The sequence below is a fragment of the Streptomyces sp. NPDC019937 genome (genome assembly GCF_040631655.1).
Classification (GTDB): Bacteria; Actinomycetota; Actinomycetes; order Streptomycetales; family Streptomycetaceae; genus Streptomyces.
Genome location: NZ_JBEYAL010000061.1, coordinates 1 through 24,330, shown reverse-complemented (window position 1 = coordinate 24,330; position 24,330 = coordinate 1). Strand labels below are relative to the sequence as shown.

Below are 24,330 nucleotides of genomic sequence, written 5' to 3'. Positions count from 1 at the left end.
CGCGGCCTTAGCCTCCGGGCTGAACTCCACTCGTCCGACTTTCTCAAAGGCGGTACGGCGTCATGACGGTCAGGCCCGGCACCGAGCCCTCCGGCGATCCGGTAGTGATCGTCGGAATGGCGTGCCGATACCCAGGCGGGATCGATACTCCCGAAGACCTGTGGAACCTCGTCGTGTCGGGGCAGGACGCGACCGGCGGCCTCCCCGCCGACCGCGGCTGGGACCTGGCCGCCCTCGCCGGCGACGGCCCGGGCCGCAGCGCGTCCCAGCGGGGCGGCTTCCTGAGCGGCGCGGCGGAGTTCGACCCCGGCTTCTTCGGGATCAGCCCGCGCGAGGCCCTGGCCATGGACCCGCAGCAGCGGCTGCTGCTCGAAGTGTCCTGGGAAGCGATCGAACGGGCGGGGATCGATCCGCTGTCCCTGCGCGGCAGCCGCTCGGGTGCGTTCATCGGCACCAGCGGCGAGGACTACGCACTGGTCGTCCAGCAGGCGGAGGAGGACCTGGCCGGGCACGCCGTCACCGGCACCTCGCCGGGCGTGGCGACCGGCCGGCTCGCCTACTTCCTCGGCCTGGAGGGCCCGGCGATCACGGTGGACACCGCGTCGTCGTCCTCGCTGGTGGCGCTGCACTGCGCGGTGCGGGCGCTGCGGGCGGGAGAGTGCTCGCTGGCGCTGACCGGCGGCGCGACCGTCATGTCCACCCCGCGGAGTCTCGTCGGCTACTCCCGGCAGGGCGGGCTCGCGCCGGACGGCCGGTGCCGGGCCTTCTCCGACGACGCGAACGGCACCGCGTGGGCCGAAGGCGTGGGCGTACTGCTGCTGGAGCGGCTGTCCGACGCGCGGCGCCACGGCCACCCGGCGCTCGCCGTCGTGCGCGGCAGCGCGGTGAACTCCGACGGCGCCTCACGCGGGTTGACCGCGCCGAACGGCGCCTCCCAGGAAGGGGTGATCCGGCAGGCACTTGAGGACGCCGCACTGGGCACCTTCGAGGTGGACGCGGTGGAGGCGCACGGCACCGGCACCCGAGTGGGCGACCCGGTCGAGGCGCGGGCCCTGCTCGCCACGTACGGGCAGGGCCGGACCCGCCCGCTGTATCTCGGCTCGCTGAAGCCGAACCTCGGCCACGCGCAGGCGGCGGCGGGCGTGGCGGGCGTGATCAAGACGGTGCTGGCGCTGCGGCACGGGACGCTCCCGCGCACCCTGCACCTGAACGTGCCCACATCCCGGGTGGACTGGGCGGCGGGGGCGGTCGAACCACTGCGTGAGAACACCGCGTGGCCGGATACCGGTCGCCCGCGCCGCGCCGGGGTGTCCTCGTTCGGCATCAGCGGCACCAACGCGCACGTCATCCTCGAACAGGCGCCGCCGGTCGCGCCGGTCGACGAGCCCGAGCGGAACCCGGAAAACGCTCCGGCCGTGGTGCCCTGGGTGGTGTCGGCAAGGACCGAGGCCGCGCTGGACGCCCAGGTGGACCGGATCCTGTCCACCCCGGTGTCCACAACGGACCCCCACGCCGCCGTCGATATCGGATTCTCCTTGGCCACCGGCCGTTCGGCGTTCGATCACCGGGCGGTCCTGCTCGCCGCCGGCGGGAGCCGGACCGAAGTCGCGCGCGGGGTCGCCGGGAAGAGCCGGACGGCGGTGGTGTTCTCGGGGCAGGGCACCCAACGACTTCGCATGGGACGGGAGTTGTACGGCCGTTTCCCGGTGTTCGCCGAGCGGCTGGACGCGGTGCTGGCGGAGTTCGACCGCCATACGGACCTGCTGCGGACGAACGTGCCGCTGCGGGACGTGCTGTGGGGCGAGGACCCGGACCTGCTCGACCGGACCGGGTTCGCCCAACCCGCGCTGTTCGCCGTCGAAGTGGCTCTGTACGGGCTCGTGGAGTCGCTGGGCGTGACGCCGGACCTCCTGGCCGGGCATTCGATCGGCGAGGTGACGGCCGCACACGTGGCCGGGGTGTTCTCGCTCGCCGACGCGTGCCGCCTGGTGGCCGCGCGCGCCGGGCTGATGCAGGCGCTGCCGGACGGCGGAGCCATGGTCGCGGTGCGGGCCACCGAGAACGAAGTGCGGCCGCTACTGACCGACCGCGTGTCGATCGCGGCGGTCAACGGCCCGTCGCGGGTGGTGCTCGCCGGAGCGGAGCGCGAGGTTGTGCGGATCGCCGGTACGCTGGCGGCCGCAGGTCGCAGGACCTCCCGGCTGTCCGTGTCGCACGCCTTCCACTCGCCGCTGATGGACCCGATGCTCGCGGAGTTCCGGCGCATCGTGGAGCGCCTGGAGTTCCAGGAGCCGCGCGTCCCCCTGGTGTCGAACCTGACCGGGCGGCTCGCCACGGGCGGGGAGCTGTGCGCGCCGGAGTACTGGGTGCGCCACGTCCGCGACACCGTCCGCTTCGCCGACGGGCTCGCCACCCTCCGCGAGGCGGGCGCCACCGTCCTGCTGGAACTCGGCCCGGACGGCACGCTGTCCGCCATGGCCGGGGACGGCCTGGCCGGTACGCGGGTGACCGCGGTGCCCGCCCTGCGCAAGGACCGGGGTGAGGAGGCCGCGTTGGTGACCGCACTGGGCCGGCTGCACGTGGCCGGGGTGCCGGTGGCGTGGCGCGCGTTCTTCGCGGGCACGGGCGCACGTCGGGTGGACCTGCCGACCTACGCCTTCCAGCACGAACGCTTCTGGCCGACCGTCCCGGCGGACGGCGGCGGCACGTACCGAGACGGCTCGGGATACCCGCTGCTGGGAACGGTCGTGGAACTCGCCGAGGACGCCGGCCTGGTGTGCGGCGGCCGCGTCTCGGTGGCCGCGCAGCCATGGCTGGCCGACCACACCGTGTGCGGCCGGGTCGTGCTGCCCGGTACGGCCCTGGCGGAACTGGCCGTCCGGGCCGGTGACGAGGCCAGGTGCGCCCACCTCGAAGAGCTTGTCCTCACCTCGCCGCTCGTCCTGCCCGAATCCGGTGCGGTGGAACTTCAGCTGCGGGTCGGGGCCGCCCGGGAATCGGGACGGCGCCCGGTGACCGTGCACGCGCGGCCCGTCCCGGCCTTCGGCGCGCCGTGGACCGAGCACGCCTTCGGTGTGCTCGCCCCCAAGAGCGGCGCGGACCCCGGGCTCGACACGGCCGCATGGCCGCCTCCGGGGGCCGAGCCGGTCGAGCCCGAGAGCTTCCGGCGACGGTGGGCCGAGGCCGGATTCTCCCACGGGCCGATGCTCCAGGGGCTGCGCGCGGCCTGGCGGCGCGGCGCGGAGGTGTTCGCCGAGGTGGTCCTGCCACCGGGAGCCGACACGGCCGCGTTCGTCCTGCATCCCGCGCTGCTGGACGCCGCCAGGCACGCCGCCCCGCCCGGCACCGGCATCGGCCTCCCCTCGTACCTGCACGGCTTTTCCCTGCACGCGTCCGGTGCCACGGCACTGCGTGTGCGGCTCTCGCCCCGGCGGGACGGTTCGCTGGCGATCGAGGCCGTCGAACCGGGCGGGGAGCCGGTGCTGTCGGTCGACACCCTGTTCGTACGCCCGGTGCCGCAGCTCGACGACCCGTCCCCGCCGGCCCAACCCGTCGCCGAGTACGTCGCCGGCCGGCCCGCCGAGCGACCAGGAGTCGCCGCGCCGCGGCCGGAGAAGCTGCGGGGCATGCCCGCCGCCCGACGGGCCCGCGTCCTGCTCGACCTGGTGCGTGCCGAGGCGGCCGCGGTGCTGGGCCACGCGGACCCCGGCCAGGTGGACGCGAACCTGGCCTTCCGGGAACTGGGCTTCGACTCGCTGACCGAGACCGAACTGCGCGCGCGGCTCGGCACGGTCACCGGGCTGAGACTGCCCGACACCCTCGTGTTCAGCCATCCGACCCCCGCGTCGGTCGCGGACCACCTGGCGGACCGCATGGGTGACGGTCAGGCGGACGACACCGGCCCCGACGCGAAACCGCCCGATCCGATGCCCGATCGGGTCTCCACCGAGGACATCGATTCGCTGCCGGTGGACCGATTGCTCGACCTCATCGACGAGGAATTCGAACCCCAGTAAGCAGTCACACTTCCGTTGAGCCGTGAGGACGGTCCGGTGCCAGAAGACCAGCAGGGAAAAATCGTCGAGTACCTCAGGCGGGTCACCGCCGACCTGCGGCGGGCGCGAGCGCGGGTCGAGGAACTGGAGCAGCGCGCCGGCGAACCCATCGCGATCGTCGGCATGGGCTGCCGCCTGCCCGGCGGGATCGGCTCCCCCGAGGAGCTGTGGGAACTGGTCCGCGCCGACGGGGACGCCATCACGGGGTTTCCCACCGACCGCGGCTGGGACCTGAGCGCTCTGCACGGCGACGGCCCGGGCGGCAGCCCCACCCACGAGGGCGGATTCCTGGCCGGGGCGACCGAGTTCGACCCGGGCTTCTTCGGCATCTCCCCGCGCGAGGCCGCGGCGATGGACCCGCAGCAGAGGCTGCTGCTGGAGGTGTCCTGGGAGGCGCTGGAACGGGCCGGGATCGACCCGCTGACCCTGCGCGGCAGCCGCTCCGGCGTGTACGTCGGCACCTACCACTGGGGTTACCGGCAGCCGCCGGACGCGGACGGCGACGACCAGCAGGGCCACGTGATGACCGGCACCGCGGCCAGCGTTCTCTCCGGCCGCCTCGCCTACACCCTGGGTCTGGAGGGCCCGGCCGTCACGGTGGACACCGCGTGCTCGTCCTCGCTGGTCGCGCTGGACATGGCGGTGCGGTCGCTGCGTGGCGGGGAGTCCTCGCTCGCCGTCGTCGGCGGGGTCACGGTGCTGTCGGACCCGGCGATCTTCCCGGAGTTCGGCAGGCAGGGCGGGCTGGCCCCGGACGGGCGGTGCAAGGCGTTCTCCGAGCAGGCGGACGGCACCGGCTGGTCCGAAGGCATCGGGGTGCTCGTCGTCGAACGGCTGTCGGACGCGCGGCGGCACGGTCATCCCGTACTCGCGGTGGTGCGCGGCAGCGCGGTGAACTCCGACGGCGCCTCGAACGGCCTGACGGCACCGAACGGAACGGCGCAGGAGCGGGTCATCCGGCAGGCACTGGAGAACGCCGCGCTGACCACCTCCGACGTGGACGTGGTCGAGGCGCACGGCACCGGGACCCGGCTCGGGGACCCCATCGAGGCGCAGGCGCTGCTCGCCACGTACGGCCAGGGCCGGGAGCCGGACCGCCCGCTGTGGCTGGGCTCGCTCAAGTCGAACATCGGCCACACGCAGGCGGCCGCCGGAGTCGCCGGGGTCATCAAGATGGTGCAGGCGATGCGCCACGCCACGCTGCCTCGTACGCTGCACGCCGAAACGCCCTCCACGCGGGTGGACTGGTCCGCCGGCCGGGTCGCGCTGCTGCGCGAGACCATCGCGTGGCCGGAGACCGGCCGGGCCCGGTGCGCGGGGGTGTCGTCGTTCGGGATCAGCGGTACGAACGCCCATGTCGTCCTGGAACAGGCCCCCGAAACACCCGGGGCCCCGGGGGCGCCGGAGAGCGACGCCGCCCCGGTGCGGGTCGTGCCGGACGCGGTGCCCTGGGTGGTCTCCGCCAGGACCGGCGCCGCCCTCGACGAGCATCTCCTCCGGGTGCGGTCCCTGCGGGGCGGGCCGGCTTCCCCGGCCGACACCGGATTCTCCCTGGCGAAGGGCCGGTCGGTCTTCGAGCACCGCGCCGTGCTGCTGGGCTCCGCCGAGGGCGCACCGGAACTCGCCAGGGGCGTCGCGGCCGAACGGCCACTGGCGGTGCTGTTCTCGGGACAGGGCAGCCAGCGGATCGGCATGGGCCGCGAACTGCACGCGCGCTTCCCGGCCTTCGCGGAAGCATTCGACGCGGTACTCGTGGAGCTGTCCGAGCACCTGCCACCGCCCGGCACCACCGGTCTCCTCCGCGACGTGATCTGGGGCGAGGACGCCGAGCGGCTGAACCGCACCGGTTTCGCCCAACCCGCTCTGTTCGCCATCGAAGTAGCCCTGTTCCGCCTCGCGGAGACATGGGGCCTGAGGGCCGACTACCTGGCCGGGCACTCGATCGGTGAGGTCGCGGCCGCTCACGTCGCGGGAGTGCTGTCCCTCGCCGACGCCTGTGCGCTGGTGGCGGCCAGGGCCCGGCTGATGCAGGGCCTGCCCGGTGGCGGGGCGATGGTGGCTGTCGAGGCGGCTGAGGACGAGGTCCGGCCGTTGCTGTCCGGTGAGGTGTCGGTGGCGGCGGTGAACGGGCCGTCGTCGGTGGTGCTGTCCGGCGAGGAGAACGCGGTCGAGGAAGTCGCCGCGCGGTTGGAGGGCCGTCGGACGAGGAGACTGGCTGTCAGCCATGCGTTTCATTCGGCGCTGGTGGATCCGATGCTGGAGGAGTTCCGTGCGGCCGTCGGCGGGCTCACGTTCCATGAGCCGCGCATTCCGGTCGTGTCGAATGTGACGGGGAGACTCGCGACCGACGGTGAACTGGGCTCGCCCGACTACTGGGTGCGCCACGTCCGCGAGACCGTACGGTTCGCCGACGGCGTGCGCGCGATCGCCGCCGAGGGCGCCGGTGCCTGGCTGGAGCTGGGACCGAACGGCGTCCTCACGGCCATGGCCCAGGAGTCCCTGGCGCCCGACGCCGTCGTCGTTCCGTTGCTGCGCGAGGACATCGGCGAAGAACTCGCGGCCGTGACCGCGCTGGCGCGGCTCCACGTATCGGGGGTGGCCGTCGACTGGCCCGAGCTGTTCGCGGACACCGGCGCGCACCGGGTCGACGTACCCACCTACCCGTTCCAGCACCAGCGGTTCGCGCCGGTCGCGGACACACCCGTCCGGGACGCCGGCGGCGCCGAGGCGGAGTTCTGGGCGGCGGTGGAGCGGGAGGACGTCGCATCGCTGGCGACGAACCTGGACGCCGACGCCGCGGTGCTGCGCGTCGTGCTGCCCGCCTTGTCCTCGTGGCGGACCCGGCACCGTCAGAGGTCCACCGTGGACTCGTGGCGCCACCGCGAGGCCTGGCGGCGGCGGAGCTTCCCGCCCGGGAAGGCATCAGGTACCTGGCTGGTCGTCACCCCGCCGGGCGGGCCGGACGAGGACTGGAACTCCACCGTCGCCGATGCCCTGGGGCCGGACACCGTCCGCATCGAAGCCCGGGAAGCCGACCGTACCGCCCTCGCCGAACGCCTCACCACCGCGACCGGCGGTCTTCCGTCCCTGGCCGGGGTGGTCTCCCTGCTGGCAGCGGACGAATCAGCGGACGACACGGCAGTACCCGCCGGACTCGTCCGCACGACCACGCTGGTGCAGGCCCTGGGCGATGCCGGACTGCACTGCCCGTTGTGGTGCGTCACGCGCGGCGCGGTGGCCGTGAACGACGCCGAGCACCCGGCCGGCCCGGCGCAGGCGGCGGTGTGGGGGCTGGGACGCGTGGCCGCGTTGGAGTACCCGGACCGCTGGGGTGGCCTGATCGACCTGCCCACCGAGCTGAACGAGCCCTCGGCCGCCGCCTTCGTCGCGGTACTGGCGGGCCGGGACGGCGAGGACCAGGTCGCCGTACGGCCGTCCGGTACGTACGTACGCAGGCTGGTGGCGGCCCCGGCCCCGCGCCCCGCGGCGGAGTGGGAGCCATCCGGCACGGTGCTGATCACGGGCGGGACCGGTGCGCTCGGCGCGCATGTGGCGCGCGCGCTCGCCCGACGCGGGTCGGCCACCTCCGGATCGGCCGGGAGCGGCGGACCGCGCCTGCTGCTCGTCAGCCGGAGCGGCCCCGCCGCCTCGGGCGCGGCGGACCTGCGCCGGGAGCTGACCGAGCTGGGCGCGGACGTCACCATCGCCGCCTGCGACGCCGCGGACCGGGCGGGGCTGGAGGCCGTACTGGCGGACATCCCGGCCGACCGGCCGCTGACCGGGGTGGTGCACGCGGCGGGTGTGCTCGACGACGGCGTACTCGACCGGCTGACCCCGGACCGGTTCGCCGCGGTGTTCCGCGCCAAGGTCGCGTCGGCCCTTCTGCTCGACGAGCTCACGCGGGACGCGGACCTGTCGGCGTTCGTCCTGTTCTCCTCCGTGACGTCGGTCGTGGGCAATCCCGGACAAGCCAACTACGCGGCCGCCAACGCCTCACTGGACGCGCTGGCGCAGGGTCGGCACGCGCGGGGCCTGCCCGCGACCTCGATCGCCTGGGGAGGCTGGGGCGGCGCCGGCATGGCCGCCCGACCGGGTTCCGGAGCATCCGGCGGTGTCGCGCTCGCCAGGCTGGATCCGCGGCTCGCGGTCTCGGCGCTGTCCGAGGCGGTCACCGAACCGCATCCGACGCTGGTGGTCGCCGACCTGTCGCACTTCGCGTCGCAGGCCCCGCCCTCCGGCCTGCGCCGGACCCCACTGCTGGAAGAGCTGCCGTACGCGCGGCGCGCGCCCCGCGAGGACAGCGCACCGGTGCCGCGGCTGCGCGACCTCCCGGAAGCCGAGCGGGCCGCGCGGGCGCTGGAGACGGTACGGGAGCGCGCGGCCGCCGTGCTCGGGCACTCGTCCGCGAACGCGACGCACCTGGTGCACGCGGACAAAGCCTTCCGGGACTCCGGATTCACCTCCCTGACCGCGGTGGAGCTGCGCAACCAACTCGCGGCCGAGACAGGACTGGCGCTGCCCACCGGCGTCGTATTCGACTACCCGACCCCCCGGCTGCTGGCCGAACAGCTGCTGGCCGGACTGGGCGGTGAACCGTCCGCCCCGGACGTACCGGTCCCGCCCGCGGCACCGGCCGGGGCCGCCGACGAACCGCTGGCGATCGTGGGCATGGCCTGTCGGCTGCCCGGCGGCGTGAACACCCCCGAGCAGCTGTGGGAGCTGCTGGCCGAGGGGCGGGACGCCATCTCGGACTTTCCCGCCGACCGCGGCTGGGACCTCGGCGTCTTCGACGGCGACGGGCCGTGGAACGGCGCGCGCTTCGAGGGGGGATTCCTCTACGACGCGGCCGAGTTCGACGCCCCGTTCTTCGGCATCTCGCCACGCGAGGCGGTGACCATGGATCCGCAGCAGCGGCTGCTGCTCGAAGTGTCCTGGGAGGCTGTCGAACGCTCAGGACTCGACCCGCGGACCCTTCGCGGCAGCAGCACCGGGGTCTTCATGGGCAGCAACGGGCAGGACTACGCGCACGTAGTGACCGGATCCCGCGAGGACATGGCGGCCCACGCCGCCACCGGACTCGCGGCGAGCGTGCTCTCCGGCCGGCTGTCCTACACCTTCGGGTTCGAGGGTCCCGCCGTCACCGTGGACACCGCATGCTCCTCCTCCCTGGTCGCCCTGCACCTGGCGACGCGGGCGCTGCGCGCGGGCGAGTGCTCGCTGGCCCTGGTCGGCGGGGCAACCGTGATGACCGACTCGGCGAGCTTCGCCCGGATCTCCCGGCTGGGTGCGATCGCCCGCGACGGCCGGGCCAAGGCGTTCTCCGACGACGCGGACGGCACCGGATACTCCGAAGGCGTCGGCGTGGTGGTGGTCGAGCGCCTGTCGGACGCGCAGCGCAACGGGCACCGGATCCTCGCGGTGGTACGGGGGAGCGCGGTCAACCAGGACGGGGCGTCGAACGGCTTGACCGCGCCCAATGGCCCCTCCCAGCAGCGCGTCATCCGCCAGGCGCTCGCCGACGCGGGCCTGTCCGGCGCGGACATCGACGCCGTGGAGGCACACGGCACCGGCACCCGGCTCGGCGACCCGATCGAGGCGGGAGCGTTGCTGGCCACCTACGGCCGGCAGCGGCCGGCGGACCGGCCGCTGTGGCTGAGCTCGCTCAAGTCCAACATCGGCCACACCCAGGCCGCGGCCGGGGTCGCGGGCGTCATCAAGACGGTGCTGGCCCTGCGGCACGACACGCTCCCCCGCACCCTGCACGCCGACACCCCGTCCTCGCGGGTGGACTGGTCCTCCGGCGCCGTGGAACTCCTCACCGAGCAGCGGCAGTGGCCCCGGGCGGACCGGCCGCGCCGTGCCGGGGTCTCGGCGTTCGGCATCAGCGGAACGAACGCACACGTCATCCTGGAGGAGGCACCCGACACCCGTGCACACCCCGCCCCCGAGACCGACGGCCCCCTACCGTGGGTGCTCTCGGCGCGGTCCGCGACGGCGCTCGGCGAACAGGCCGCACGGTTGCGGGCGTTCGCGCTGGAAAACCCGACATCCCCGCCCGCCGAGGTGGGATGGTCCCTCGCCACCACCCGCTCCGCCTTCGACCACCGTGCGGTCGTGCTCGGGAACAACCGCGACGAACGCCTGCGCTCCCTCGACACACTGGCGGCCCAGGGCAGCGCTTCCGGCCTGGTACGCGGGACCGCGCTGGAGAACGAGACCGGCCCGGTGTTCGTCTTCCCGGGCCAGGGCTCGCAATGGTGGGGCATGGGCCGGGAACTCTTCGCGGCCTCCCGCGTCTTCCGGAACACCGTGACCGCCTGCGCCGACGCACTCGCCCCTCACATCGACTGGTCGCTGACCGACCTGCTGGCCGGTTCCGGGGATCCCGAAGCGCTGGAACGGGCCGATGTCGTACAGCCCGCGCTGTTCGCGATGATGGTGGCGCTGGCCGAACTGTGGCGCTCCCACGGCGTCGAACCCGGCGCCGTCGTAGGGCATTCACAGGGCGAGGTCGCCGCGGCTCATATCGCCGGCGCCCTGTCGCTCGATGACGCCGCCACGCTCATCGCGCTGCGCAGCAGGACGATGCTGAAGCTGGCCGGGCACGGCGGCCTGATGTCGGTCGCCGCCCCCGCCGGGCGGGTGGGCCCGCTGCTGGAATCCTGGCCGGGGAGGCTGTCCCTGGCGGTGCTGAACGGGCCCTCGTCCGTGGTGGTCTCCGGAGATCCGGCGGCGCTGGACGAGCTGATGCGGGAGTGCGAGGCCCAGGGCCTGCGCACCCGCAAGGTGCGATCCGACATCGCGGGCCACGGACCGCAGGCCGAAGCCGTACGGGACGAACTGCTGACCGTCCTGGCGTCGCTGCGCCCGGTGTCCTCGCGGGTCCCGTTCTACTCCACGGTGACCGGTGAGCGGCTGGACACGGCCACGCTGGACGCCGACTACTGGTACGCGAACCTGCGGCAGATGGTGCGCATGGAGCAGGCGACCCGGTCGCTGCTGGCCGACGGCCACCGGATCTTCGTCGAGACGAACCCGCATCCGCTGCTGGCCGGCGCGATCGAGGAGACCTGCGAGACGGCGGGCGCCGACGAGGCGGTCGTCCTCGGCTCGATCCGCCGGAACGACGGCGGCGCCCGGCGCTTCGTGACCTCGATCGCCGAGGGCTGGGTGCGCGGGCTCCCGGTTGACTGGCGTACGGCGCTCCCGGACGGTTGCGGCGGCTCCGTCGACCTGCCCACCTACCCGTTCCAGCACCGGCGTTACTGGCCGGAGCCCGCCGCGGAGCGCGCGCAGGCCACCCGTGGCACCGGCGCCACCGACGGTGAGGACGCCGCCTTCTGGACACTCGTGGAGAGCGGCGACCTCGACGCGCTCTCCGCGGAATTGGGCGTCGACGCCGACGGCGGTCAGGAATCCCTCTCCGCCGTGCTGCCCGCACTGTCCGCGTGGCGCGAGCAGTACCGGCGGCGGTCGGCCGCGGGTTCCTGGTGCTACCGGGCCGATTGGACCCGGCTGCGGGAACCCGCGACCACCCTGCCCACCGGCAGGTGGCTCGCGGTGGTCCCGGCCGAATACGAGGGTGACCCATGGGCCGAAGCGGTGCTCGACGCCCTGGGCCCGGACGTGGTGCGGATCGACGTCGAGTCCACCGAGGACACCGACCGCGAGCAGTTGGCGGCCCGACTCGCCCATGCCGGTGAGAGCTCTCCTCACCCCGCCACGACGTTCACCGGAGTCCTCTCGCTGCTGGGCCTCGCCGAGCGGCCGCACTCCGGGTTCACCTCCGTCCCGAGCGGACTGTCCGCGACCCTCGCCCTGGTCCAGGCGCTGGGCGACGCGCGGCTGCGCGCGCCGCTGTGGTGCGTCACGCGCGGCGCCGTCTCGGCCGCGCGGGACGACCGGGTCAGCCACCCGGTGCAGGGCGCGCTGTGGGGCTTCGGCAGGGTCGTCGCGCTCGAACAACCGGGCCTGTGGGGCGGCCTGGTGGACCTCCCGGAGACGCTGGACCAGCGCGCCGCCGCTCGCTTGACCGGAGTACTGGCGGGCCTGGACGGCGAGGACCAGGTCGCGGTCCGCGCGTCGGGCGCCTTCGGCCGCCGGCTGTTCCACGCCGAGACCGCCTCCGCGCGGCCCGAGCGGCCGTGGCGTACCCGCGGGACCGTGCTCATCACGGGCGGCACCGGCGGGCTGGGACCGTATCTCGCCCGGTGGGCCGTCGAGCGCGGCGCCGGGCACGTCGTGCTCGCCGGCCGTCGTGGCCCGGACGCGCCGGGCGTCACCGCACTCCGCGCCGAACTGGAGGGCCTGGGCGCGCGGGTGACGGTCGTGGCCTGCGACGCGGCCGACCGCGACGCGCTCTCCGCCGTGCTGTCGGCCATTCCTGCCGAGTTCCCCCAATTTCCGCTGTCCGCGGTGATCCACGCCGCCGGGGTGTCGGACGGAGACAGCGAAGCGGCGTCGCTGACCCCCGACCGGCTGGACGCGCTGATGCGGCCCAAGCTGACCGCCGCGCTCAACCTGCACGAACTGACCACGGACGCCCGGCTGGACGCGTTCGTGCTGTTCTCCTCGGGCGCCTCGGCCTGGGGCAGCGGCGGGCAGCCCGGCTACGCGGCGGGCAACGCCTACCTCGACGCGCTGGCCGAACACCGCCGTGCCCGGGGCCTGACCGCCACGTCGATCGCCTGGGGCGCCTGGGGCGAGGCGGGTATGGCCACCGACCCCGGCCTGGTGGAACGGCTGGCGAAGCGTGGCGTTCTGCCGATGGAGCCGCCCACGGCCATCGCCGCGCTCCAGCGGGTCCTTGACGACGACCGGACCACCATGACGGTATCGGCGATGGATTGGGCCGCGTTCGCCCCCAGCTTCACCGTGTCCCGTCCCAGCCCGCTGCTGTCCGGCCTGCCGGAAGCCCGCGAACCGGCGCCCGCCGATACCGCGGGGAAGGCCGGGGACACCGGGGACACCGGGGACAAAACCCCGGACGGTACGCCGTCGTTGCCGCACCGCCTCGCCGGACTGCCCGACGCGGAACGGCGCCGAGTCCTGCTCGACGCCGTACGGGCCGAGGTGGCCGCGGCCCTCGGCCACTCCGAGACGGACGCCGTCCCGGCCGACCGGGCCTTCCGTGACCTCGGCTTCGATTCGGTGAGCGCGGTGGAACTACGGAACCGGCTCAAGACGGTGACCGGGCTGCCCCTGCCGGCCGCGCTGGTCTTCGACCACCCGAATCCCACCGCCCTCGCCGGGCACATCGGGGCCGAGCTGTTCCCCGGTACACGGGAGCCCGCCGAGGACCCCGACGCGGAGGCCCGCCGGGTCCTGGCTTCCATCCCGCCGAGCAGGCTGCGCAAGGCCGGACTGCTGGACCTGGTGCTGCAACTCGCGGACAGCGGCGGCGACGACACCACTCGTGCGGTCCCCGCTCGGACCGGTCCCGAAAACGACCTCGACGACCTTGACGACCTCGACGGCGAGAGCCTGCTGCGGCTGGCGGCCGAGACCACCACGGAATGACGCACGGCATGGCGCACGGCGCCACAGCCGGACTCACGCCCGACCCGAGAGAGCGTGCATGAACACCTTCAACCAGTACATCGAAGCGCTCCGGTCCTCCCTCAAGGAGAACGAGCGGCTGCGTCGGCAGAACCAGCGGCTGACCGCGTCGGCGGTCGAGCCGATCGCCATCGTCGGCATCGGCTGCCGGTTCCCCGGCGGCGTGGCCTCGCCCGAAGACCTGTGGCAACTGGTCGTCGAGGGCCGGGACGTGATGTCGGACTTCCCGGCCGACCGGGGATGGGACCTGGCCAGGCTCCACGGCGACGGGCGCGGCCGCAGCCTCGCTCGCCAAGGCGGCTTCCTCGACCACGCGACGGAGTTCGATCCCGCCTTCTTCGGCATCTCGCCGCGGGAGGCGGTCGCGATGGACCCGCAGCAGCGGCTGCTCCTGGAGACCGCCTGGGAGGCGCTGGAACGGGCCGGGATCGCGCCGACGCGGCTGCGCGGCAGCCGGACCGGAGTGTTCGCCGGAACCACCGGGCAGGACTATGGAAAGGTGGTCGCGGCGGCCCGCGAGGACATGGAGATCTACTCCACCACCGGCCATGCGGCGGGCGTCATCTCCGGGCGGCTGTCGTACGTACTCGGTCTCGAAGGCCCCGCCGTCACCGTCGACACGGGCTGCTCCTCCTCGATGGTCGCGCTGCACTGGGCGGTGCAGTCACTGCGGTCGGACGAATGCACTCTGGCGCTGGCCGGTGGCGCGACCGTGATGTCCACGCCCGGCATCTTCGTCTCGTTCACCGCGCAGGGCGGGCTGGCCTCCGACGGGCGCTGCAAGCCCTTCTCCGACGCGGCCGACGGAGTCGGCTGGAGCGAGGGCGCGGGGGTACTGGTCCTGGAGCGGCTGTCGGACGCCCGGCGCAACGGACACCCCGTGCTCGCCGTGGTGCGCGGCACCGCGATCAACCAGGACGGCGCATCCAACGGCCTGAGCGCCCCGAACGGCCCCGCGCAACAGCGAGTGATCCGGGCCGCCCTGGACAGCGCCGACCTCACCGCGGATCAGGTGGACGCGGTGGAGGCGCACGGCACCGGCACCACGCTCGGCGACCCCATCGAGGCGCAGGCCCTGCTGACCACGTACGGGCAGGAGCGCGAACACCCGTTGCTGCTGGGGTCGGTGAAGTCCAACATCGGCCACACCCAGGGCGCCGCCGGGGTAGCGGGCCTGATCAAGACGGTGATGGCCCTGCGGCACGGGGAGCTGCCGCGCAGCCTGCACTCCGAGGTGCCCTCCTCCAACGTGGACTGGACGGCCGGTGCGGTCCAGTTGCTGGCGGAGCACACCGTGTGGCCCGAGACGGGACGTCCCCGGCGAGCCGGAGTGTCGTCGTTCGGGATCAGTGGTACCAACGCGCACGTGATCGTGGAGGAGGCGTCGTCGCCGGAGCAGCGGGTCGAGGAGCCGTCGGTGGTGCCTGGCGTCGTGCCGTGGGTGGTGTCGGGGCGGACGGCCGTCGCTTTGGATGCCCAGGTGGACCGGCTCCTCTCCGCTACGGACGGCAGTGGTCCGTTGGATGTCGGGTTCTCGCTGGCGACCGGCCGGTCCGCGCTCGAGCACCGGGCGGTGCTCCTGGCGGGTGCGGATGGTGTGTATGAGGTGGCGCGTGGTGTTGTCGGGGACGGGCCGTTGGCTGTGGTGTTCTCGGGGCAGGGTGCGCAGCGGCTGGGTATGGGCCGGGAGTTGTATGGCCGGTTCCCGGTGTTCGCGGAGGCGCTGGATGCCGTACTCGCGCACCTTGGCGACTCGGTGCGGGGGGTGATGTGGGGTGATGACGCGGAGGCCCTGAACAGTACCGGGTCGGCCCAGCCCGCCCTGTTCGCGGTCGAGGTGGCGTTGTTCCGGCTGGTGGAGTCCTTTGGAGTGCGGCCGGACTTCGTGGGTGGCCATTCGATCGGCGAGGTGACGGCAGCACACGTGGCCGGTGTGCTGTCGCTTGAGGACGCGTGTGCTTTGGTGTCCGCGCGGGCTCGTTTGATGCAGGCGCTGCCGCCCGGTGGTGCGATGGTGGCGGTCGAGGCGACCGAGGACGAGGTCGCGCCGTTGTTGTCCGATCGGGTGTCGGTCGCGGCGGTGAACGGGCCGTTGTCGGTGGTGTTGTCCGGTGAGGAACCGGCGGTGCTGGAGATCGCCGGGCGTTTGGAGGATCGTAGGACGAGCCGTTTGCGGGTCTCGCACGCGTTTCATTCGCCGCTGATGGATCCGATGCTGGATGACTTCCGTACGGTGGTCGGGGAACTCACCTTCCACGAGCCCACGATGCCGGTGGTGTCGAACCTGACCGGCCGGCCGGCAGACGTTTCGGTGCTGTGCTCACCGGAGTACTGGGTACGCCACGTCCGTGAGACCGTACGGTTCGCCGACGGGATCCGGGCCCTGTCCGACGAGGGGGTGCGGACCTTCCTGGAACTGGGCCCGGACGGGGTGCTCTCGGCGCTGGTCCGGGACTCGGCGCCGGACGACACCGTCGCCATCCCGGCGCTGCGCAAGGACCGTGGAGAGGAACTCGCCCTCGTCACCGGTCTGGCGCGGCTGCATGTGACGGCCACGTCGGTCGACTGGCCCGTCGTGTTCGCGGGCACGGGCGCGCGCCGGGTGGACCTGCCGACCACGGTGTTCCAGCGCCGACGGTACTGGCCCTCGGGCACCACGCGCGTCCGGGACGCCACCGGACTCGGGCTGGGCGCCGCGGACCATCCGCTGCTGGGCGCGGCGGTGGAACTCGCCGACGGCGACGGCGCCGTGTTCACCGGCCGCCTGTCCGTGCTGTCCCATCCCTGGCTCGCCGACCATGTGGTGCGCGGCCGCATTCTGGTGCCGGGCACGGCCTTCCTGGAGTTGGCGATCCGCGCGGGCGACGAGTTCGGCTGCGACCGGATCGATGAACTCACGCTGGCCGCGCCACTGGTGCTGCCCGAACAGGGCGCCGTACGGATCCAGGTGCGCGTGGGCGCCGAGCGCGGCGACGGCCGCCGTGCCATCACGGTCCACGCGCGGACCGAAGCGGCGGCGGATGCCACTCCGTGGACCGAGCACGCCTCGGGCCTGCTCGGCCGGAGCGGCGGCACGACCGAGGCGGGAACGGTATTCGACGCCACGGTGTGGCCGCCTGCGGGCGCCGAGCGGATCGAGCTCGGCGACTGCTACGCACACCTCGCCGACCTGGGCTTCACCTACGGCCCGGCGTTCCAGGGCCTGCGGGCGGCCTGGCGCCGGGGCACCGAGCTGTTCACCGAGGTCGCCCTCCCCCGGGAGGCCGAGACGGGCGGCCCGGCGGATGCCGGTGCGTTCTGCCTCCACCCCGCCCTTCTCGACACCGCGCAGCACGCCTCGTCCTTCGCCGATCTCGGCGCGATCAGCGAGGGCGGCCTCCCGTTCTCCTGGCAAGGCGTGTCGCTGTACGCGTCCGGGGCTACGACGGTGCGGGCCCGGCTGTCGCGGATCCAGCACGACGCCGTGTCGATCGCCATCGCCGACACGGCCGGTGACCTGATCGCGTCCGTTGACTCCTTCGTCACTCGCCCGGTCCCGGACGGTCGGCTGGACGACGGCCCGTCGGCCGTGGACGCGGATTCGCTGTTCGGCCTCGACTGGACGCCCGTACCGGCAGGGTCTGGCACGGTCCGGGCGGGCTCCGTCGCCGTCATCCGGCCGGATGGCCCCCTGGGCCCCGGCCCGCAGCCGAATCCCGCCGGTCACGGCCTGACCGACGCTCTGCGGCAGGGCGACGCGGGCGTCGAGGTACACGCGGACCTGGACGCGCTCGTGGAGCACCCGGTCCCGGACGTGGTGCTGGCCGAGCTCGCGCCCGTACCCGGACAGAACACGATAGACGCCGTCCACGCCACGGTCGCACGGGCGCTGAGGCTCGTACAGCACTGGCTGGCGGACGAGCGGTTCGCCGGTTCCCGGCTGGTCCTGGTGTCCCGGACCCCCGGTGACCTCGCCGCGGCGGCGGCGTGGGGCCTGCTGCGGTCCGCGCAGTCCGAACACCCCGACCGCGTCACCCTGCTCCACCTGGATCAGACCCTGGGCGACGACACGGTGCCGGGAGCACTGCTGTCGAGGGCGCTGACCGTGCCGGAACCGGAAATCCTCATCCGCGACGGGCAGATCCTCGCCCCCCGGCTGTCCCGCGTGCCACACGGAACCGAGGCCGCCGGCTGGGACGAAGCCGGCACGGTCCTGATCACCGGTGGCACCGGCGGCTTGGGCGCGGTGCTGGCCCGTCACCTCGTGACCGAACACGGTGTACGGGACCTGCTGCTCGCGTCGCGACGTGGAGCCGAGGCCCCCGGCGCCGGAGCCCTCGCCTCCGAACTGACCGGGCTCGGCGCGCGGGTACATACCGTGGCCTGCGACGTCGCCGACCGCCCCGCCCTCGCGGAACTGCTGACCCGCCACGACGTATCCGCCGTGGTGCACACCGCCGGGGTGCTCGACGATGGAGTGGTCGGTGCCCTCACCGAGGAACGCGTCGGCGCCGTGCTGCGGCCGAAGGTCGACGCGGCCTGGCATCTGCACGAACTGACGCGTGACCTGGGCCTGGACCTGTCGGCGTTCGTGATGTTCTCCTCCGCCGCCGGTATCCTGGGCGGGCCGGGGCAGGCCAACTACGCCGCCGCGAACGCTTTCCTCGACGCCCTGGCCGAGCACCGCCGGAGCCTCGGGCTACCCGGGGTATCGCTGGCGTGGGGCCCGTGGGCCCAGGCCGACGGCAGCGGGATGACCAGCGGTCTGACCGAGATCGACAGGGCCCGCCTGAGCCGCTCGGGTTTCCCGCCCCTGACCGCCCGACAAGGCGTGGCCCTGTTCGACGCCGCGTTGGCCACCGGCCGGTCCGCGGTGCTCCCGATCAGACTGGACCTGCCCACCCTGCGTGCGCGCGGGGAGGTCCCACCGGTGCTGCGGGGCCTGGTACGCACCCCGATCCGCCGCGCCACCAGCCCGACCGTCAACGTTGGTGACGGTGGCGGTGGTGGTGGCGGCCTGACCGACCGGCTCGCCGCACTGAGCCGCCCGGACCGCGACGCGGCCCTGCTGGAGCTGGTCCGCGGCCAGGTCGCGCTGGTCCTCGGCCACGAAAGCCCGGCAACGGTCGATCCCGTGCGGGCCTTCCGCGACCTGGGCTTCGACTCGCTCACGGCCGTCGAGTTGCGCAACGGGCTGAGTGCGGCGACCGGACTGCGGCTCCCGGCAACCCTGGTGTTCGACTACCCGACGCCGAAGACACTTGCCGACCACCTGAGCCAGGAGTTCTCCGCCGGGCCCGCGGAGGCGGTGGCAGATGGCCCGGTGAGCGCGCCGGTGCCGGTCGCCGACGATCCGGTGGTGATCGTGGGCATGGCGTGCCGCTACCCGGGCGGGGTGTCGTCCCCCGACCAGCTGTGGGATCTGGTGGCCGGAGGCGTGGACGCGGTGTCGGAATTCCCGGCGGACCGAGGCTGGGATACGGACGGGCTCTACCACCCGGACCCCGAGCGCCCCGGGACCTCGTCGACCCGTGCCGGTGGCTTCCTGCACGAGGCTGCGCAGTTCGACTCCGACTTCTTCGGGATGAGCCCGCGCGAGGCCCTGGCGACCGACGCGCAGCAGCGGCTGCTGCTGGAGACCGTGTGGGAGGCGATCGAGCGCACGGGCATCGATCCGGTGTCGCTGCGCGGCAGCCGGACCGGCGTGTTCGCCGGGGTCATGTACAACGACTACCGGACCTTGCTCACCGGCGACGAGTTCGAGGCGTTCCGGGGCAACGGCAGTGCGCCGAGTGTGGCGTCGGGCCGCGTCTCGTACACGCTCGGGCTTGAGGGTCCGACGGTGACGGTTGATACGGCGTGTTCGTCGTCGTTGGTGGCGATGCACCTGGCGGCACAGGCGTTGCGTGCGGGTGAGTGCTCGCTGGCGTTGGCCGGCGGTGTGACGGTGATGTCCACGCCGACGACGTTCGTGGAGTTCTCGCGGCAGGGTGGATTGGCGCCGGACGGGCGTTGCAAGTCCTTCTCCGACTCCGCCGACGGTGTCGGCTGGGGCGAGGGTGTCGGCATGCTGGTGCTGGAGCGGCTGTCCGATGCTGAGCGGAACGGGCACCCGGTACTCGCCGTAGTGCGGGGCAGCGCGGTGAATCAGGATGGCGCGTCGAATGGGTTGACCGCGCCGAATGGTCCCTCCCAGCAGCGGGTGATCCGGCAGGCGTTGGCCAGTGGCGGTCTGTCCGCGGTGGATGTGGATGTGGTGGAGGCGCACGGGACCGGGACGACGCTCGGTGACCCGATCGAGGCGCAGGCGCTGCTGGCCACCTATGGCCAGGACCGGGATGCTGAGCGTCCGTTGTTGTTGGGGTCGGTGAAGTCGAATATTGGTCATACGCAGGCTGCGGCGGGTGTCGCGGGTGTGATCAAGACGGTGATGGCGATGCGGCACGGGGTGCTGCCGCCCACCCTGCACGTGGATGCTCCGTCGTCGCACGTCGACTGGACGGTGGGCGATGTCGAGCTGGTGCGGGAAACCACCGCCTGGCCGGATTCGGAACATCCGCGCCGTGCGGGCGTCTCGTCGTTCGGCGTCAGTGGTACCAACGCGCACGTGATCGTGGAGGAGGCGTCGTCGCCGGAGCAGCGGGTCGAGGAGCCGTCGGTGGTGCCTGGCGTCGTGCCGTGGGTGGTGTCGGGGCGGACGGCCGTCGCTTTGGATGCCCAGGTGGAGCGGCTCCTCTCCGCTACGGACGGCAGTGGTCCGTTGGATGTCGGGTTCTCGCTGGCGACCGGCCGGTCCGCGTTCGAGCACCGGGCGGTGCTCCTGGCGGGTGCGGATGCGGTTGTGGATGGTGTGTATGAGGTTGCGCGTGGTGTTGTCGGGGACGGGCCGTTGGCTGTGGTGTTCTCGGGGCAGGGTGCGCAGCGGCTGGGTATGGGCCGGGAGTTGTATGGCCGGTTCCCGGTGTTCGCGGAGGCGTTGGATGAGGTATTGGCGCACCTTGGTGATTTGGTGCGGGGAGTGATGTGGGGTGCCGATCCTGAGGCTTTGAACGGTACCGGGTGGGCCCAGCCTGCCTTGTTCGCGGTCGAGGTGGCGTTGTTCCGGCTGGTGGAGTCGTTTGGTGTGCGGCCGGACTTCGTGGCGGGGCATTCGATTGGTGAGGTGGCGGCGGCGCATGTGGCGGGTGTGCTGTCGTTGGAGGACGCGTGTCGGCTGGTGTCGGCGCGGGGTCGGCTGATGCAGGCGCTGCCGCCCGGTGGTGCGATGGTGGCGGTCGAGGCGACGGAGGACGAGGTCGCGCCGTTGTTGTCGGACCGGGTGTCGGTCGCGGCGGTGAACGGGCCGTTGTCGGTGGTGTTGTCCGGTGAGGAACCGGCGGTGCTGGAGATCGCCGGGCGTTTGGAGGATCGTAGGACGAGCCGTTTGCGGGTCTCGCACGCGTTTCATTCGCCGCTGATGGATCCGATGCTGGACGAGTTCCGTACGGTGGTCGGGGAACTCACCTTCCACGAGCCCACGATGCCGGTGGTGTCGAACCTGACCGGCCGGCCGGCAGACGTTTCGGTGCTGTGCTCACCGGAGTACTGGGTACGCCACGTCCGTGAGACCGTACGGTTCGCCGACGGGATCCGGGCCCTGTCCGACGAGGGGGTGCGGACCTTCCTGGAACTGGGCCCGGACGGGGTGCTCTCGGCGCTGGTCGGGAACTCGGCGCCGGACGACACCGTCGCCATCCCGGCGCTGCGCAAGGACTGGCCGGAGGAGACCGCGGCCGTCAGCGCATTGGCGCAGATGTACGTGAGGGGTGTGCCCGTCGACTGGCGGGCGTACTTCGCGGGCACGGGCGCGCGCCGGGTCGAGCTGCCCACTTACGCGTTCCAGCACCGGCGGTACTGGCCTTCAGCGCCGACGGCGACCCGGGACGCCACAGGCCTGGGGCTGACCTCGGCCCAGCACCCGTTGCTGGGTGCGTCCGTTCCCCTGGCGGACTCGGATGGCGTGGTGTTCTCCGGTCGCCTGTCGTTGGCCTCGCATCCGTGGCTGGCCGACCATACGGTGATGGGCCGGATCCTGGTGCCGGGAGCTGCTTTCGTCGAATTGGCCATCCGGGCCGGTGATGAGTTCGGCTGCGCACGGATCGAGACACTCACCCTCGCCACGCCGCTCGTGCTGCCGGAACGGGGCGCAGTGCAGATCCAGGTCCGCGTGGGCGCCGCCGATGCCGACGACCGGCGCGCCGTCACCGTCCACGCCCGGCCTGAAGGCGCGGCGGGAAGTGCATCCGCGCCATGGACGCAGCATGCTGCGGGCACGCTCTCCGCCGAGTACGCGGCCGCTGGTTCTGAGACGCCCGGACGTGAGGGCGCCGTGTGGCCTCCGGCGGGCGCGGAGCCGATCGATCTCGACGATTTCTACCCGGCCCGGGCAGATTCCGGGTTCGACTACGGTCCGGTGTTCCAGGGCCTGCGGGCGGCCTGGAGGCACGGCGACGACGTGTTCGCCGAGGTGGGCCTGGGCGAGGCGGGCCTGAACGAGGGTGTCGAGGCACATGGCTTTGGGCTTCACCCGGCCCTGCTGGACGCGGTGCTGCATGCGACGGCCTTGACCATCGAAGACGGCGTGCTCCCGTTCGTATGGGAGGGGGTCTCGCTGCACGCCGCAGGGGCGACGGCGGTACGGGTCCGGCTCTCCCACCCCGAGCCGGACAAGATCGCCATCGCGATCGCCGACATGGCCGGGCAGCCGGTCGTCACGGTGGGCAGCCTGCTGGTGCGTCCCATCACCCCCGGGCAGCTGGACGCTGTGGCCGTACCCGATCGGGACTCGCTGTTCCGGGTCGAGTGGGCCCCGGCCGCGCCGGGTCGTGCGGTTCCCGGTCCGGTGGCCCTGGTCGGCCCCGATGGTGGTCTGGCCGATGAACTGGCGGGCGACGGAATCACCGTAGGCGCGTATCCGGATCTGGCCGCGCTGGCTGAGGACGCGGTACCGGAGGTGGTGCTGGCGCTTGTCTCCGGTGACCGGTCGGAGAGCATGGTGGATACGGTCCACGACACCGTGTCACGCGCCTTGGATCTGACACAGCGCTGGTTGGAGGGGGAGCGGTTCGTCGATGCTCGGCTCGTGGTGGCGGTCCGAGGCGCTGTTGACGACCCGGCCGTCGCGGCCGCGCAAGGCTTGCTTCGGTCGGCGCAGTCGGAGCATCCGGGCCGGATTGGTCTGCTGGATCTCGGAAGCGAGGGTTGCTCGGGGTCGTTGCTGGCGGAGGCGCTGAGTGTGGTGGAACCCGAGGTTGCGGTTCGGGAGGGGCGGTTGGTGGTGCCTCGGTTGGCGCGGGTGGGTGTGTCCGACTCTGCGGTGCGGGTGTGGGATGGGCCGGGCAGCGTGCTGGTCTCGGGTGGTACGGGTGGTCTGGGTGCGGTGGTGGCGCGGCATCTGGTGGCCGAGCGTGGTGTGCGGGATCTGCTGCTGGTGTCCCGGCGTGGGATGGCTTCGCCGGGTGCTGAGGACCTGGTCGCGGAACTCGCCGGCTTGGGTGCCCGTGTCGAGGTGGTGGCCTGTGATGTGGCTGATCGGGATGTGCTGGCGGGGGTGCTGGCCGGGCGTGAGATTTCGGCTGTGGTGCATGCGGCCGGTGTGCTCGATGATGGTTTGATTGGTGCGTTGACTCCGGGGCGTGTTGATGCGGTGTTGCGTCCGAAGGTGGATGCGGCGTGGTATCTGCATGAGCTGACGCAGGGCATGGATCTGTCTGCGTTCGTGGTGTTCTCCTCCGCGGCGGGGACGTTGGGCAGTGCGGGTCAGGGGAGTTATGCGGCGGGGAATGCGTTTCTGGATGCGTTGGTGCGGTACCGGCGTGATCGGGGTCTGCCGGGTGTGTCGTTGGCGTGGGGGCCGTGGGATCAGTCTGACGGCATGGTCGGTGAGCTGAGCGCGGCCGATCGGGAGCGGATGCACCGCTCGGGATTCCCGCCCCTGTCCGTCGAGCAGGGTGTGGCGCTGTTCGATGCTGCGGTGGGTGCTGGGGAACCGGTGGTGCTGCCGGTGCGGCTGGATCCTTCCGTATTCCGCTCCGGGGGTGATGTTCCGCCTCTCCTCCGTGGGTTGGTGCGGAGTCGTCGTACGGCCGGGCGGGCCGGGGCGAGTGGCCTCGGCGAGAACCTGATCGGCCTGGGCGAGGTCGAGCAGGGGGAGGTGCTGCTGGATCTGGTGCGCGGTCAGGTGGCCATGGTGCTGGGGCATCAGGGTGCTGCGGCGATCGATCCGGGACGGTCGTTCCGTGATCTGGGTTTTGATTCGTTGATGGCGGTGGAGCTGCGTAATGGGTTGAGTGCGGCGACGGGGTTGCGGCTTCCGGCGACGCTGGTGTTCGACTATCCGACTGCTCAGGCCCTGGTGGAGCATCTGTTTGATGAGTTGCTGGGGTCGGATACGGGTGTGTCGGTGCCGGTGGGTGTGTTGCCGTCGGTGGCGGATGATCCGGTGGTGATCGTGGGGATGGCTTGCCGGTATCCGGGTGGGGTGTCGTCTCCGGATGATCTGTGGCGGTTGGTCTCTGGTGGGGTGGATGCGGTTGGTGAGGTTCCTGTTGATCGGGGTTGGGATCTGGAGCTGTCGACGCGTGCGGGTGGGTTCTTGCATGATGCGGGTGAGTTTGATGCGGCGTTTTTTGGGATGAGTCCGCGTGAGGCGTTGGCGACTGATGCGCAGCAGCGGTTGTTGTTGGAGACGGTGTGGGAG

The 24,330-nt window shown here is 72.7% G+C and carries 2 protein-coding genes and 1 pseudogene; all 3 read left to right on the top strand.

The features are described 5' to 3' along the window. Nucleotides 1-89: 89 nt before the first annotated feature. Nucleotides 90-4,016 (top strand): annotated as a pseudogene (locus tag ABZ562_RS37855) (beta-ketoacyl synthase N-terminal-like domain-containing protein); the annotation flags it as partial. A gap of 36 nt (nt 4,017-4,052) precedes the next feature. Next, complete coding sequence (locus ABZ562_RS37850; RefSeq protein ID WP_361489035.1) at nt 4,053-13,574, top strand: type I polyketide synthase; 9,522 nt, start codon at nt 4,053-4,055, stop codon at nt 13,572-13,574. Between the two features lie 58 nt (nt 13,575-13,632). Next, on the top strand, nt 13,633-24,330 hold a 10,698-nt coding region (locus tag ABZ562_RS37845; RefSeq protein ID WP_361489032.1), incomplete at its 3' end, for an SDR family NAD(P)-dependent oxidoreductase.